Source organism: Streptomyces sp. 1114.5, assembly GCF_003635085.1.
Lineage (GTDB): Bacteria > Actinomycetota > Actinomycetes > Streptomycetales > Streptomycetaceae > Kitasatospora.
In genome coordinates, this window is the sequence record NZ_RBXE01000001.1 from 3,228,335 (window position 1) to 3,242,154 (window position 13,820).

Genomic DNA, 13,820 nt, shown 5'->3' on the forward strand with positions numbered 1-13,820 from the left:
GGTTTCCCCCGTCCCCCGGTCGTCTCGCCTTTCGTATCACGGACTGAAATGCGGGACCAGCGATTCCGGCCACTCCTTACACTGGGTGGCGTGATCTCTCGAATCGACCTCCGCGGCTCGCTGGACGACCCGCGTGACCTGCTGCCCCGTGCCGAGTTCGACGTGGCGGCCGCCCTGGAGAAGGTGCGGCCGATCGCGGAGGACGTACGCCATCGCGGCGTCGAGGCGCTGATCGAGATCACCGAGCGCTTCGACGGCGTCCGCCTGGAGTCCACCCGCGTCCCGGCCGAGCAGCTGATCGAGGCCCTGGAGACGCTGGACCCGAAGGTGCGCGCCGCACTGGAGGAGTCGATCCGCCGGGCCCGCGCCGTGCACGCGGACCAGCGCCGCACCGGGCACACCACCCAGGTGGTGCCGGGCGGCACGGTCACCCAGCGCTGGGTGCCGGTCGAGCGGGTCGGCCTGTACGTGCCGGGCGGGCTGGCCGTCTACCCGTCCTCCGTCGTGATGAACGTGGTGCCGGCCCAGGAGGCGGGCGTGCGCGGCATCGCGGTCACCTCGCCGCCGCAGAAGGAGTTCGGCGGCCGGGTGCACCCGACGATCCTGGCGGCCTGCGCGCTGCTCGGCGTGGACGAGGTCTACTCCGTCGGCGGCGCCCAGGCGGTCGCCATGTTCGCCCTCGGCACCGAGGAGTGCGCGCCGGTCACCATGGTCACCGGCCCGGGCAACATCTACGTGGCCGCCGCCAAGCGCTACTTCGCCGGGCGGATCGGCATCGACTCCGAGGCCGGCCCGACCGAGATCGCCGTCCTCGCCGACGACAGCGCGCTGCCGAGTGACGTCGCCGCCGACCTGATCAGCCAGGCCGAGCACGGCCCGACCTCCGGCTCGGTGCTGGTCACCGACTCCCCGGCGCTGGCCGACGCCGTCGAGGCCGAGCTGGCCGTGCAGGTCGCCAGGACCAAGCACAGCGAGCGGGTCGCCGAGGCGCTGGGCGGCAAGCAGTCCGGCATCATCCTGGTCGACGACCTGACCCAGGGCCTCGCCGTGGTCAACGCCTACGCGGCCGAGCACCTGGAGATCCAGACCCGCGACCCGCACGCGGTCGCCGCCCGGGTCGTCAACGCGGGCGCGATCTTCATCGGCCGCTGGACCCCGGTCTCGCTGGGCGACTACGCGGCCGGCTCCAACCACGTGCTGCCCACCGGCGGCTGCGCCTGCCACTCCTCCGGACTGTCGGTGCAGACCTTCCTGCGCGGCGTCCAGGTGGTCGAGTACGACCGGGACGCGCTGGCGGACGTCGCCGCGCACGTCGTCAACCTGGCCGACGCGGAGGACCTGCCCGGCCACGGGGACGCCATCAAGGCCCGCTTCGACTGGACGGTGCCGGGATCGTGACTCAGCCGACTCGTACGACCCGTATCGACGACCTTCCGATCCGGGACGAGCTGCGCGGCCAGTCCCCGTACGGCGCGCCGCAGTTGGACGTCCCCGTCCAGCTGAACACCAACGAGAACCCGTACCCGCTGCCCGAGGAGCTGGTGGCCCGGATCGCCGAGCGCGTCGCCGAGGCCGCCCGGAACCTCAACCGCTACCCCGACCGGGACGCGGTCGAGCTGCGCACCGGGCTCGCGGCGTACCTCACCCGCACCACCGGCTTCCCGGTCGTCCGCGAGCAGGTGTGGGCCGCCAACGGCTCCAACGAGGTGCTCCAGCAGCTCCTCCAGACCTTCGGCGGCCCCGGCCGCAGCGCGCTCGGCTTCGAGCCCTCGTACTCGATGCACGCGCTGATCTCCCGCGGCACCGGCACCGCCTGGATCTCCGGCCCGCGCAACGACGACTTCACCATCGACGTCGACGCCGCGCTCGCCGCCATCGCCGAGCACAAGCCCAACGTGGTGTTCATCTGCTCGCCGAACAACCCGACCGGGACGGCGGTCGCGGCCGACACCGTGCTGCGGCTGTACGAGGCCGCCCAGGCCGCCCGGCCCAGCCTGGTCGTGGTGGACGAGGCGTACGTCGAGTTCTCGCACCGCGCCTCGCTGCTGCCGCTGATCGAGGGCCGCCCCAACCTGGTGGTCAGCCGCACCATGTCCAAGGCCTTCGGCGCCGCCGGGCTGCGCCTGGGCTACCTGGCCGCCGACCGGGCCGTGGTGGACGCCGTCCAGCTGGTGCGCCTGCCGTACCACCTGTCCGCCGTCACCCAGGCCACCGCGCTGGCCTGCCTGGAGCACACCGACACCCTCCTCGGGTACGTCGGCCGGCTCAAGGAGGAGCGCGACCGGCTGGTCGAGGCGCTGCGCGGACTCGGCCTGGAGGTCACCGACTCGGACGCCAACTTCGTCCAGTTCGGCCGCTTCGCCGACACCCACGCCGTCTGGCAGGCCATCCTCGACCAGGGCGTCCTGGTCCGGGACAACGGCGTGCCCGGGTGGCTGCGCGTCACCGCCGGCACCCCCGCCGAGAACGACGCCTTCCTGGACGCCGTCCGTACAGTGATCAAGGAGCTCTAACCCCCCATGTCCCGCATCGGACGCGTCGAGCGCACCACCAAGGAGACCTCCGTCCTGGTCGAGATAGACCTCGACGGCACCGGCAAGACCGACATCTCCACGGGCGTCGGCTTCTACGACCACATGCTCGACCAGCTCGGCCGGCACGGTCTGTTCGACCTCACCGTCAAGACCGACGGCGACCTGCACATCGACACCCACCACACCATCGAGGACACCGCCCTCGCGCTCGGCGCCGCCTTCAAGCAGGCCCTCGGCGACAAGGTCGGCATCTACCGCTTCGGCAACTGCACGGTGCCGCTGGACGAGTCGCTCGCCCAGGTCACCGTGGACCTCTCCGGCCGGCCCTACCTGGTGCACACCGAGCCCGAGAACATGGCGCCGATGATCGGCAGCTACGACACCACGATGACCCGGCACATCCTGGAGTCCTTCGTGGCTCAGGCGCAGATCGCCCTGCACGTCCACGTGCCGTACGGGCGCAACGCCCACCACATCGTGGAGTGCCAGTTCAAGGCGCTCGCCCGGGCGCTGCGCTACGCCTCCGAGCGCGACCCGCGCGCGGCCGGCATCCTCCCCTCGACCAAGGGTGCGCTGTGAACAACACCGCGATGATCCTCATCTTCGTCGGCCTCTTCCTGGCCGGCGGGGTGATCTCCTTCTGGAAGCAGAAGCACTCGAAGAGCGTCATCCTGGTGCTGGCCTTCGGCTCCGTGATGTGCCTGGCCTCGGGCCTCATGCGCCTGTGAAGCCCGTAGTAGAGAGACTGGACACCTGAACATGGGCAAGAACGTCGTCGTCCTCGACTACGGCTCCGGCAACCTCCGCTCGGCGCAGCGCGCCCTGGAGCGGACCGGGGCGAACGTCACGGTCAGCTCCGACTACGACACCGCGATGGCCGCGGACGGCCTGCTCGTCCCCGGCGTGGGCGCCTTCGAGGCGTGCATGCGCGGGCTGAAGTCCGTCCGCGGGGACTGGATCGTCGGCCGCCGCCTCGCCGGGGGCCGCCCGGTCATGGGCATCTGCGTCGGCATGCAGATCCTCTTCGAGAAGGGCGTCGAGCACGGCGTGGAGACGCCCGGCTGCGACGAGTGGCCCGGCACCGTCGAGCCGCTGGAGGCCCCGGTCGTCCCGCACATGGGCTGGAACACCGTGGACGTCCCCGAGGGCAGCCGGATGTTCGCCGGCCTCGACCCGGACACCCGCTTCTACTTCGTGCACTCCTACGGCGTGCGGCACTGGGAGCTGGAGACCCACAGCGCGCGGATCAACCCGCCGCTGGTCACCTGGGCCACGCACGGGCAGCCGTTCGTCGCCGCCGTCGAGAACGGCCCGCTGTGGGCCACCCAGTTCCACCCCGAGAAGTCCGGCGACGCCGGCGCCGCCCTGCTGACCAACTGGGTCAACACCCTCTGAGCGTCTGAGAGTTGTTACTGATGAGCCTTGAGCTGCTGCCCGCCGTCGACGTCCGCGACGGCCAGGCCGTCCGCCTGGTCAAGGGCGCCTCTGGCACCGAGACCTCCTTCGGCGAGCCGCTGGCCGCCGCCCTCGCCTGGCAGAACGCGGGCGCCGAGTGGCTGCACCTGGTCGACCTCGACGCCGCCTTCGGCACCGGCTCGAACTACGAGCTGCTGCGCGAGGTCACCGGCCAGCTGGACATCAAGGTCGAGCTGTCCGGCGGCATCCGCGACGACGAGTCGCTCGCCCGCGCGCTCGCCACCGGCTGCACCCGCGTCAACCTGGGCACCGCCGCCCTGGAGGCCCCCGAGTGGGTCGCCAAGGCCATCGCCGAGCACGGCGACAAGATCGCCGTCGGCCTCGACGTCGTCGGCACCACCCTGCGCGGCCGCGGCTGGACCCGCGACGGCGGCCAGCTCTTCGAGGTGCTGGACCGGCTGAACGCGGAGGGCTGCGCCCGCTACGTCGTCACCGACGTCAACCGCGACGGCACCCTGACCGGCCCCAACCTGCAGCTGCTGCGCGACGTCTGCGCCGCCACCGACCGCCCGGTGGTCGCCTCCGGCGGCGTCTCCTCGCTGGACGACCTGCGGGCCATCGCGGGTCTGGTCGAGGTGGGTGTCGAGGGCGCCATCGTGGGCAAGGCACTCTACGAGCAGAAGTTCACCCTCGAAGAGGCCCTGGAGGCGGTTTCCGGATGACCGAAGGTCGGATCGTGCGCGGGCAGGTCGTGGCGGGTCGGGTGGGTGGCTTCTCCCCCTGGGAGGAGGAGTTCGGCTACTCCCGGGCCGTCGCCGCCGGTGACCACGTGCACGTGGCCGGCTCCACCGCCTGGGTGGACGGCCACATCGAGCACGAGGGCGACCCGTACCGGCAGACCCTCGCCGCGTTCGGCGTCGGCCTCAAGGCCCTGGCCGCGTACGGTCTGACCGCGGACGACGTGGTCCGCACCCGGATGTACATCACCCACGTCCGCGACGCCGAGGAAGTGGGCCGCGCCCACCGCGAGCTCTTCGACGCCGCACGCCCGGTGGCCACCATGGTGGTGGTCGAGGGACTGATCGACTCCCGGATGATGGTCGAGATCGAGCTCGACGCCTACCGATCCGGGCTGGCAAAGACCCTGGAAGTCTTGGAAGGCGAACAGCCGTGACCCTCGCAGTACGTGTCATCCCCTGCCTGGACGTCGACGCCGGGCGGGTGGTCAAGGGCGTCAACTTCCAGAACCTGCGCGACGCCGGCGACCCGGTCGAGATGGCCAAGCTCTACGACGCCGAAGGCGCCGACGAACTCACCTTCCTCGACATCACCGCCTCCTCCGGCGACCGCGAGACCACCTACGACGTGGTGCGCCGCACCGCCGAACAGGTCTTCATCCCGCTCACCGTCGGCGGCGGCATCCGCGCCGTCGAGGACGTGGACAAGCTGCTGCGGGCCGGCGCCGACAAGGTCGGCGTCAACACCGCCGCCATCGCCCGCCCGGAGCTGGTCCGCGAGATCGCCCAGCGGTTCGGGCGGCAGGTGCTGGTGCTCTCGGTCGACGCCCGGCGCTGCCCCGCCGGGGTGGAGACCCCCTCGGGGTACGAGGTCACCACGCACGGCGGCCGCCAGGGCACCGGCCTCGACGCCGTCGAATGGGCGGGCCGCGCAGCCGAGTTGGGCGCCGGCGAGATCCTGCTCAACTCGATGGACGCGGACGGCACCAAGGACGGCTACGACCTGGAGATGATCCGGGCCGTGCGCAAGGCCGTCTCGGTGCCGGTCATCGCCTCCGGCGGGGCCGGCAAGCTCGCCGACTTCGCCCCGGCCGTCGAGGCGGGCGCGGACGCGGTGCTGGCCGCCAGCGTCTTCCACTTCGGCGACCTGCGGATCGGCGAGGTCAAGGACGCGCTGCGGGAGGCCGGGCACCCGGTGCGGTGAGCTGTGCTTGTGCCGAGGGCCCGCGGTTCTGCGAACCGCGGGCCCTCGGCGTTTGCTCGGTGCGCGCTCAGGATTCCTGCGGCTCGCCGTGGATCAGGGCGAACGGGGCGCCGTTCGGGTCCGCCAGCCAGGCGATCCGGCCGACGTTCTCCACGTCCGCGGCGGGCATCAGCACCGTACCGCCGGCCGCCGTCGCCCTGGCGACCACCGCGTCCACGTCGGCGGCCGAGAAGTACGGCGTCCAGGCGGAGGGCTGCTCCGGGGACATCGTCGGGGCGATGCCGCCGAAGCTGGCGGCCCGCAGGTCCCCCTCGGCGGTGGAGATCACCCGGTAGGTCATGCCCGGGGACGGTTCGAAGTTCTCCATCCGCCAGCCGAACAGCTTCTCGTAGTAGGCGAAGGCCACCTCCGGGCCGGAGGTGTGCAGCTCGGACCAGACCAGCGCGCCGTCCTCCGAGACCACGTCCAGGCCCTTGGTGTTGCCCGCCTGCCAGATCGCGAACTCGGCGCCCTGCGGGTCGGTCAGCTGGGCGAACCGGCCCTCCTCCATGACGTCCATCGGCGGGACGCGGACCGAGCCGCCGGCCTGCTCGACGGCCTTCACGGTGGCGTCCGCGTCCTCGGTGCGGAAGTACGTCGTCCAGGCCGAGCGCGCGCCCGCGTCCAGGTTGCCGAGCGCGCCGACGGTCTTGCCGTCCAGCTGGAGGAAGCCGTAGCCGTCCGTTCCGGGAACCTCCTGGAAGGTCCAGCCGAAGACCTTGCCGTAGAACTCGGCAGTGGCGGGGATGTTCGGGCTGCCCAGGTCGATCCAGCAGGGCGAGCCGGTGGGGAAGTCGGTGGTGAGCATGGAGTGGTACCCCTTCGACGCAGAGTGACCGGGCATGGCCGGAACGGTTGCGGCCGGAACGGTTCCGTCGGACGCGCGCACGCCCCTTCCCGACCACCTGCGAGTCTGCACCCGGGCACTGACATCCGCAGCCGGGAGGCGCCTGACCGGCGGGTTCGAGGACGGGCCCTACAGCCAGCCGCGCTGCGCCGCCTTGAGGCCGGCCTCGAAGCGGCTGGCGGCGTCGAGCCGTTCCATGAGGGCGGACATCTGGCGCCGTACGGTGCGCACCGAGATGCCGAGCCGCTTGCCGGCGGCCTCGTCGGTCAGGCCCGTACCGAGCAGCCGGAGCAGGTCGCGTTCGGCCGGAGTGAGGCCGGTGTCCTGGTGGGTGGGCTGGTCGGCGCCGAGCGGTACGGCGGTGGACCAGGCCTGTTCGAACAGGGCGACGAGGGAGGCGACCAGCCCGGGCTCGCTGGTGCAGAGCGCCCCGAGCCGGGTCCGGGCCGGGTCGATCGGGACGACGGCGGTGTGCCGGTCGAAGACCAGCAGCCGCGGCGGCAGGAGGGGCGCCGTCCGCACCTGGCCGCCGAGCTCGGTGAGCCACTGGGCGTACGCGTGGGTGGCCTGGTCGTTGCGGACGCTGTCCTGGTACAGCGTCCGCATGGTGACGCCGCGCTCCAGCGCGTCCCGGTCGAGCGGGCGGGCGGCGTCCATGCTGGCCTGGGACTGCGCCCCGCCCGAGATCGCGGCGAGGAACTCCTCCCGGAGGCCGCGCGCCAGCATTTCGAGCTTGGCCTGGATGGCGTCCATCCCGACCAGGCGCTCGGTGGCGTCCGAGGTGGTGTTGGGCACCAGGTCCGCGTAGGCGGCGACGGCCTGGGCCACGGCGGCCTTGCTGGCGGCCAGCTCCTGCTGGCGGCGGGCGAGGTCGTCCTCCTGGCGGCGGATGACGGCCTCCAGGCCGACCGCCGGGCTGACCGGGCGCAGCGCGCCGGAGACCTCCTGGGAGGGGCGCAGCAGCGTCAGGTCCGCGAGCTGGTCGAGGGCGTCCCGGACGGCGGACTCGGAGAGGCCGAACCGGCGGCACAGCTCGGCGACGCCGCACCCGGGGTCGACCAGCAAGGCTGCGTAGACGGCTTCCGCCGTCGGGTCCAGTCCCAGGACTTCGAGCACGATTCCCCCCGGTCGCGGCGATGCAGGCGGCCAGCTGGTGTCAAGGCCGTCTGCGTGATTCTCACAGTTCGCACATGTGTGTGCAAGGAGAGTTGACGGTCCGTCGGTGAGGCGGGTGGGGCAGGTGGGTCGGCTGGGGTGGTGCTGGGGTGGCGCCATGCTGCCAGACCTGATGCTGCCGCAGGGCAAGCCTTCCGGAGCACCGGTCGGGGCTTGCAGGATAGGGATCACCGAGCCGCAGGGGCCCCGAGCCCCGGGCCGGCGGGACGGCGGGAAGCAGCCGCCGTCCGTCCGACGAACCGACCGACCATCAACCAGGGGGTTGTTCTCCATGCGGATCACCGCTCGCGTCTCCGGTGTCCTCGCGGCTACGGCAGTACTGGCCACGCTCGCCCTTCCGGCCGTCACCGCCTCCGCCGCCACGCCGGTCACCGCGGCGGGCGTGTCCGCGGCGAGCAACCCCGGCACCAGCACCCCCGGCACCGGCAACCCCGGCACGGGCGACGACGCGCACGGCGGGACCGGCAAGCCCGGCCTGGGCGACCCGGGCAGCATCAGCTGGGACAACAAGAAGTGACCGCCGCCGTCTGCGCCGGGCGCGTGAACCGAGCCCGATGCACATTGTCAGACTCATCCTGACGAGCCCCGACCGGCGCCCGCCCACCGCGGCCGACGCCCATGTCCTGAAGGACGTGCTCTGGGCCCACGCCGATCCCTTCGGCGGCCTGGAGCACGTCCAGTCGAGAGCCCGTCAGGACTCCATCGATCTCGTCCTCTTCACCAGCGGCGGAAGCGGCGACAACGCCCCCGCCCATTCGCTGGCCATCTGTTCCACCGCCCTCTCGCGGTCTCCGGCCTTCCGGTCCTGGCGCCTTTCGCTCGCCGGCTGACGGCCGTCCACACCTCCTGCCGGAGTTTCCTCCGGCGCTCCCTCTTCCGGTGATCCGGGCGCCGCTGCGCCGCACCGGTCCTCAGAACGCCCTTTTCAGGAGTATTCATGTCCCGCAAGGCCTATCTCCGTACGTCCGCCGTCGCCGTCGGCCTGGCCGGCTCGCTGTTGCTCGGCCTGCTCGTCCAGGGCGGCACCGCGTTCGCCGCCGACCCGGCCCCCGCCGCCGTCGCCTCGGTCGCGGGCGGCGAGTACGGTGGCGCCGGCCAGCCGGTCGGGGTCGCCCAGGCGCCCGCCGCTGACGGATCGTCGGCCGTCGCCTCCGTCCTGGCCCCCGCGGTCACCCGGCACGAGGCGATCCAGCGCGCCAAGACCTGGGTCGGCATCGGCCTCGACTACAGCTGGACCGGCTCGCACAACGGGTACCGCACCGACTGCTCGGGCTACGTCTCGATGGCCTGGAAGCTCGACGACTCGCTGACCACCGACACCTTCGGCCCGCGGGGCGTCATCGAGAACATCGGCAAGGGCGACCTCAAGCCCGGCGACGCGCTGCTCAACGACAACAGCGGGGCCAGCGGCCACGTGGTGCTGTTCGAGAAGTGGACCGACTCCAGCCACTACATGGGCTACGAGTTCACCGGCAGCGGCGTCCACTACCGCGAGATCCCCTACCCGTACTACCCCGGCTACGGCACCTTCGTGCCGGTGCGCAACAAGTCCATCCGCGAGGACGGCCCGTCCGACCCCGGGATGACCAACCTGACCGCCGGTGACTTCAACGGTGACCACAAGAAGGACCTGGTGGCGGTGGAGGTGTCCACCGGCAAGCTGTGGTCGTACCCCGGCACTGGGACCGGGACGCTGAAGAGCCGGGTGGAGATCGGCAGCGGCGGCTGGAACGGGATGGGCAACCTGGCCGTCGGTGACCTGAACGGTGACGGCAAGGACGACGTCGTGGCGACGGAGAAGTCGACGGGGAAGCTGTGGCTGTACCCGGGGACGGGCAACGGTCTGGGTGACCGGGTGGAGATCGGTTCCGGTGGCTGGAACGGCATGAACAACACCGCGGTCGGCGACTTCAACGGTGACGGCAAGGACGATGTCGTGGCGAGTGAGAACTCGACCGGGAAGCTCTTCCTCTACCCGGGCAACGGCCGCGGTCTGGGTGACCGGGTGGAGATCGGTTCCGGTGGCTGGAACGGGATGAACAAGATCGTCAGCCCCGGTGACATGAACAAGGACGGCAAGGACGACCTGGTCGCGACCGAGACGTCCACCGGGAAGCTGTGGCTGTACCCGGGCACGGGCCACGGCCTGGGTGACCGGGTGGAGATCGGCAGCGGTGGCTGGAACGGGATCTCCGACTACGCGGGCGCGGACTTCACCGGTGACGGCATCGGCGACCTGGCGGCCGTGGACTCCGACCCGGGCGAGACCGGGAAGCTCTACCTCTACAAGGGCACCGGCAACGGCCTGAGCTCCCGCACCGAGATCGGCAACGGCGGCTGGTAACCGCCTACGGGCTCAACCGGCCGCTCCCGGCCGGGCGCTGAAACCGGGGTGGGTCCGCGACCACCGCGCGGGCCCGCCCCCGCCCACCCCTGCCCACCCCCCACCCGCCGCTCACCCTTCCCCGCCCCGCTGCGTGCAGCCCTGCCCGGGTCCGTCCCCGGGCGGCTCCGCCCTGCCCGTCTCCTTGGAGAGATCCGTGAACCACCACCGTCTGAGGGGTGTCGCCTCGCTCGCCGTGGCGGCCGGCGCCCTCACCGCCGTCCTGCCGCTGGCCCCGGTCGCCCAGGCGGCCGAGCCTGCAGCAGCGGGTCAGAGCGTCAAGACCGTGACCTACCAAGGTCTTTCGCTCCAGGTGCCGTCGAGCTGGTCGGTGGTCGACCTGGCCCAGGCGCCCGACACCTGCGTCCGGCTCGACCGGAACACCGTCTACCTCGGCCACCCCGGCGCGGACCAGAACTGCCCGACCCACCTGATCGGGGAGAAGGCGGACGCGCTGGTCGTCGAGACCTTCGCCGGCGCTGCCGAGCGGGCCGACCTCACCACCGTCGCGGTGCCCGCCGGGCGCGGCGTCCCGACCCTGCCGGACAGTGCCGGCCAGGAGGCGCGGGTGGCCTTCGAGGGCGCCGGCGTCTACGTGACGGCCAGTCACGCCGGGGCGTCCGCCGCCGTGGTGCAGAGCGTCCTCGCCTCCGCCTCGATCGGCGCCGGCGCCACCGCGGCCCCGGTGCCGCAGCCCCCGAAGGCCGTACCCGGCGCCCTCGCCGCGCCCGGTGCGACCTCGGCGGCCGAGTCGGCGACGCCGAGCACCGGCTACACCGGCAAGGCGTTCGACGCCTGTGCCGCCCCCTCCTCCGGCGCGATGGCGGACTGGGCCTCCTCGCCCTACCGGGGCGTGGGCATCTACATCGGCGGTCCGACCCGGGTCTGCGCGCAGAACAACCTCACCGCGTCGTGGGTGGCGCAGCAGAGCAGCGCCGGCTGGCACCTGCTGCCCATCTACGCGGGCACCCAGGCCGCCGGGATCTCCTCCTCGGACGCCGAGGGCCAGGGCCGAGCCGCGGCGGAGGCCGCCGTCAAGCTGGCCAAGGGGCTGGGCTTCACCACCGGCACGGTGCTCTACACCGACATGGAGGACTACGCGCCCGGCTACCGCACCAACGTGCTGAACTACCTGTCGGGCTGGACGGGCCGACTGCACGAGCTCAACTTCCGTTCCGGTGTCTACAGTTCCTCCTCCAGCGGGATCAAGGACATGGCCGCCGCGTACAACTCGTCGAGCTTCGACCGCCCCGACGTGGCCTGGTCCGCGAACTGGAACAACGCCGCGGACACCAACGACAGCTACATCCCGGCGGGGTACTGGTCCAACCACCAGCGCGTCCACCAGTACGCCGGCGACGTCACGGAGTCGCACGGCGGGACCACCATCAACATCGACCGAAACTACGTCGACGTCGCCGCCAAGGCGCCGGTGAACGACCCCGGGATGACCAACCTGACGGCCGGTGACTTCAACGGGAACGGCAAGAAGGACCTGGTGGCGGTGGAGGTGTCGACCGGGAAGCTGTGGTCGTACCCCGGCACCGGGACGGGCACGTTGGGGAGCCGGGTGCTGATCGGCAGCGGCGGCTGGAACGGGATGAGCAACCTGGCCGTCGGTGACCTGAACGGTGACGGCAGGGACGATGTGGTGGCGACGGAGAAGTCGACGGGGAAGCTGTGGCTGTACCCGGGGACGGGCAACGGTCTGGGTGACCGGGTGGAGATCGGTTCCGGTGGCTGGAACGGGATGAACAACACCGCGGTCGGCGACTTCAACGGTGACGGCAAGGACGATGTCGTGGCGAGTGAGAACTCGACCGGGAAGTTGTGGCTGTACCCGGGCAACGGCCGTGGTCTGGGTGACCGGGTGGAGATCGGTTCCGGTGGCTGGAACGGGATGAACAAGATCGTCAGCCCCGGTGACATGAACAAGGACGGCAAGGACGACCTGGTCGCGACCGAGACGTCCACCGGGAAGCTGTGGCTGTACCCGGGCACGGGCCACGGCCTGGGTGACCGGGTGGAGATCGGCAACGGCGGTTGGAACGGGATCTCCGACTACGCGGGCGCGGACTTCACCGGTGACGGCATCGGCGACCTGGCGGCCGTGGACTCCGACCCGGGCGAGACCGGGAAGCTCTACCTCTACAAGGGCACCGGCAACGGCCTGAGCTCCCGCACCGAGATCGGCTCCGGCGGCTGGTAGGCCGCGAAGCGCACCGGCGCAGTCCCGAATCCACGTACGTCCGCACCGACTTCAGGGGGAGAACACCCATGTCCGCACAGACCCGTATGCGCAGGAGCCTTGCCGTCTTCGCGCTGAGCCTCGCACCTCTCGGCCTCGCCGGCACGGCCGGCGCCGCGTCCGTCAGCACCTGGGACAAGGTGGCCGCCTGCGAGAGCAGCGGCAACTGGTCCATCAACACCGGGAACGGCTACTACGGCGGCCTGCAGATATCCGAGTACAACTGGCAGCACTACGGCGGCACCCAGTACGCGGCCTACCCGCACCAGGCGACCAAGAAGGAACAGATCCTGATCGCCGAGAAGATCCTCGCCGACCAGGGCGCCGGCGCCTGGACGTGCAGCCCCGGCACCGGGCTCTCGACCGACCACGCCGACCCGTACCCGGCCGGGCCGGCCGACCCCGGGATGACCAACCTGACGGCGGGTGACTTCAACGGGGACGGCAAGAAGGACCTGGTGGCGGTGGAGGTGTCCACCGGCAAGCTGTGGCTGTACCCGGGCACGGGGACCGGGACGCTGAAGAGCCGGGTGGAGATCGGCAGCGGCGGCTGGAACGGGATGAGCAACCTGGCCGTGGGCGACCTGAACGGTGACGGCGGGGACGACATCGTGGCGACCGAGAAGTCGACCGGCAAGCTGTGGCTCTACCCCGGCAACGGCCACGGCGTCGAGGGCCGGATCGAGCTCGGCAGCGGTGGCTGGAACGGCATGAACAACACCGCGGTGGGCGACTTCAACGGCGACGGTGTGGCCGACGTCGTGGCGAGCGAGAACTCCACCGGGAAGCTCTTCCTCTACCCGGGCCTCGGCGGGGCGCTGGGCAAGCGGGTGGAGATCGGTTCCGGTGGCTGGAACGGGATGAACAAGATCGTCAGCCCCGGTGACATGAACAAGGACGGCAAGGACGACCTGGTCGCGACCGAGACGTCCACCGGGAAGCTGTGGCTGTACCCGGGCACGGGCCACGGTCTGGGGGACCGGGTGGAGATCGGCAACGGCGGTTGGAACGGGATCTCCGACTACGCGGGTGCGGACTTCACCGGTGACGGCATCGGTGACCTGGCGGCCGTGGAGTCCGCTCCGGGGGAGACCGGAAAGCTCTACCTCTACAAGGGCACCGGCAAGGGCCTGAGCTCCCGCACCGAGATCGGCACCGGCGGCTGGTAAACGGGGGTCGGACGGCGTCGACCCGGTAGCGGGGCTCAGTACGGCGGGCCCGTCGGTCAGGGAACTC

Annotated in this window: 15 protein-coding genes; 13 read left to right on the forward strand and 2 right to left on the reverse strand. The window is 71.5% G+C overall.

Annotation, left to right across the window (positions count from 1 at the left end; all coding sequences use genetic code 11):
• The first annotated feature begins 90 nt into the window (after positions 1-90).
• Genes hisD through hisF form a run of 8 tightly spaced genes read left to right on the forward strand, consistent with a single transcriptional unit; the run spans position 91 to position 5,891 of the window.
• The gene (hisD, locus tag BX285_RS14285) at positions 91-1,398 is read left to right on the forward strand and encodes a histidinol dehydrogenase (protein ID WP_121175326.1); all 1,308 of its coding nucleotides are present in this window, start codon (positions 91-93) and stop codon (positions 1,396-1,398) included.
• Positions 1,395-2,513, forward strand: coding sequence for a histidinol-phosphate transaminase (locus tag BX285_RS14290; RefSeq protein ID WP_097238319.1), 1,119 nt, complete (start codon positions 1,395-1,397; stop codon positions 2,511-2,513). The genes hisD and BX285_RS14290 overlap by 4 nt, the downstream gene beginning before the upstream one ends.
• A 6-nt stretch (positions 2,514-2,519) precedes the next feature.
• Entirely contained in the window at positions 2,520-3,113 is a 594-nt protein-coding gene (gene hisB, locus BX285_RS14295) for an imidazoleglycerol-phosphate dehydratase HisB (protein WP_121175327.1), read from the forward strand.
• Positions 3,110-3,262, forward strand: coding sequence for a hypothetical protein (locus BX285_RS37890; RefSeq protein ID WP_030062235.1), 153 nt, complete (start codon positions 3,110-3,112; stop codon positions 3,260-3,262). The genes hisB and BX285_RS37890 overlap by 4 nt, the downstream gene beginning before the upstream one ends.
• Before the next feature lie 31 nt (positions 3,263-3,293).
• Positions 3,294-3,929 (forward strand): imidazole glycerol phosphate synthase subunit HisH, encoded by a 636-nt coding sequence (hisH, locus tag BX285_RS14305; protein WP_097238322.1) that lies wholly within the window; start codon positions 3,294-3,296, stop codon positions 3,927-3,929.
• Between the two features lie 17 nt (positions 3,930-3,946).
• A complete protein-coding gene (gene priA, locus BX285_RS14310; RefSeq protein ID WP_097240307.1) occupies positions 3,947-4,672 on the forward strand; it encodes a bifunctional 1-(5-phosphoribosyl)-5-((5-phosphoribosylamino)methylideneamino)imidazole-4-carboxamide isomerase/phosphoribosylanthranilate isomerase PriA in 726 nt (241 codons plus the stop codon).
• Positions 4,669-5,124, forward strand: coding sequence for a RidA family protein (locus BX285_RS14315; protein WP_097238323.1), 456 nt, complete (start codon positions 4,669-4,671; stop codon positions 5,122-5,124). The genes priA and BX285_RS14315 overlap by 4 nt, the downstream gene beginning before the upstream one ends.
• Positions 5,121-5,891 (forward strand): imidazole glycerol phosphate synthase subunit HisF, encoded by a 771-nt coding sequence (gene hisF / locus BX285_RS14320; protein ID WP_097238324.1) that lies wholly within the window; start codon positions 5,121-5,123, stop codon positions 5,889-5,891. The genes BX285_RS14315 and hisF overlap by 4 nt, the downstream gene beginning before the upstream one ends.
• A gap of 67 nt (positions 5,892-5,958) precedes the next feature.
• On the opposite strand, the gene BX285_RS14325 is transcribed toward hisF, so the two are convergent.
• Positions 5,959-6,738 (reverse strand): VOC family protein, encoded by a 780-nt coding sequence (locus BX285_RS14325; RefSeq protein WP_097238325.1) that lies wholly within the window; start codon positions 6,736-6,738, stop codon positions 5,959-5,961.
• A gap of 168 nt (positions 6,739-6,906) precedes the next feature.
• Entirely contained in the window at positions 6,907-7,893 is a 987-nt protein-coding gene (locus BX285_RS14330; RefSeq protein WP_121175328.1) for a LuxR C-terminal-related transcriptional regulator, read from the reverse strand.
• Positions 7,894-8,224: 331 nt separating this feature from the next.
• Between BX285_RS14330 and BX285_RS14335 the strand changes: the two genes are divergently transcribed.
• The 5 genes from BX285_RS14335 to BX285_RS14355 all read left to right on the forward strand — a co-directional run bounded on the left by BX285_RS14335 (position 8,225) and on the right by BX285_RS14355 (position 13,753).
• Positions 8,225-8,470 carry a hypothetical protein gene (locus BX285_RS14335; RefSeq protein WP_097238327.1) on the forward strand — a complete coding sequence of 82 codons (246 nt, stop codon included), beginning with the start codon at positions 8,225-8,227 and terminating at the stop codon, positions 8,468-8,470.
• A gap of 37 nt (positions 8,471-8,507) precedes the next feature.
• On the forward strand, positions 8,508-8,783 hold the full coding sequence (locus tag BX285_RS14340; RefSeq protein WP_097238328.1) for a hypothetical protein: 276 nt from the start codon (positions 8,508-8,510) through the stop codon (positions 8,781-8,783).
• Between the two features lie 107 nt (positions 8,784-8,890).
• The gene (locus BX285_RS14345; protein WP_259470528.1) at positions 8,891-10,297 is read left to right on the forward strand and encodes a VCBS repeat-containing protein; all 1,407 of its coding nucleotides are present in this window, start codon (positions 8,891-8,893) and stop codon (positions 10,295-10,297) included.
• A 196-nt stretch (positions 10,298-10,493) separates the two neighbouring features.
• Entirely contained in the window at positions 10,494-12,545 is a 2,052-nt protein-coding gene (locus BX285_RS14350; RefSeq protein WP_121175329.1) for a glycoside hydrolase domain-containing protein, read from the forward strand.
• A gap of 68 nt (positions 12,546-12,613) precedes the next feature.
• On the forward strand, positions 12,614-13,753 hold the full coding sequence (locus BX285_RS14355; RefSeq protein ID WP_121175330.1) for an FG-GAP-like repeat-containing protein: 1,140 nt from the start codon (positions 12,614-12,616) through the stop codon (positions 13,751-13,753).
• The last annotated feature ends 67 nt before the right edge of the window (positions 13,754-13,820 follow it).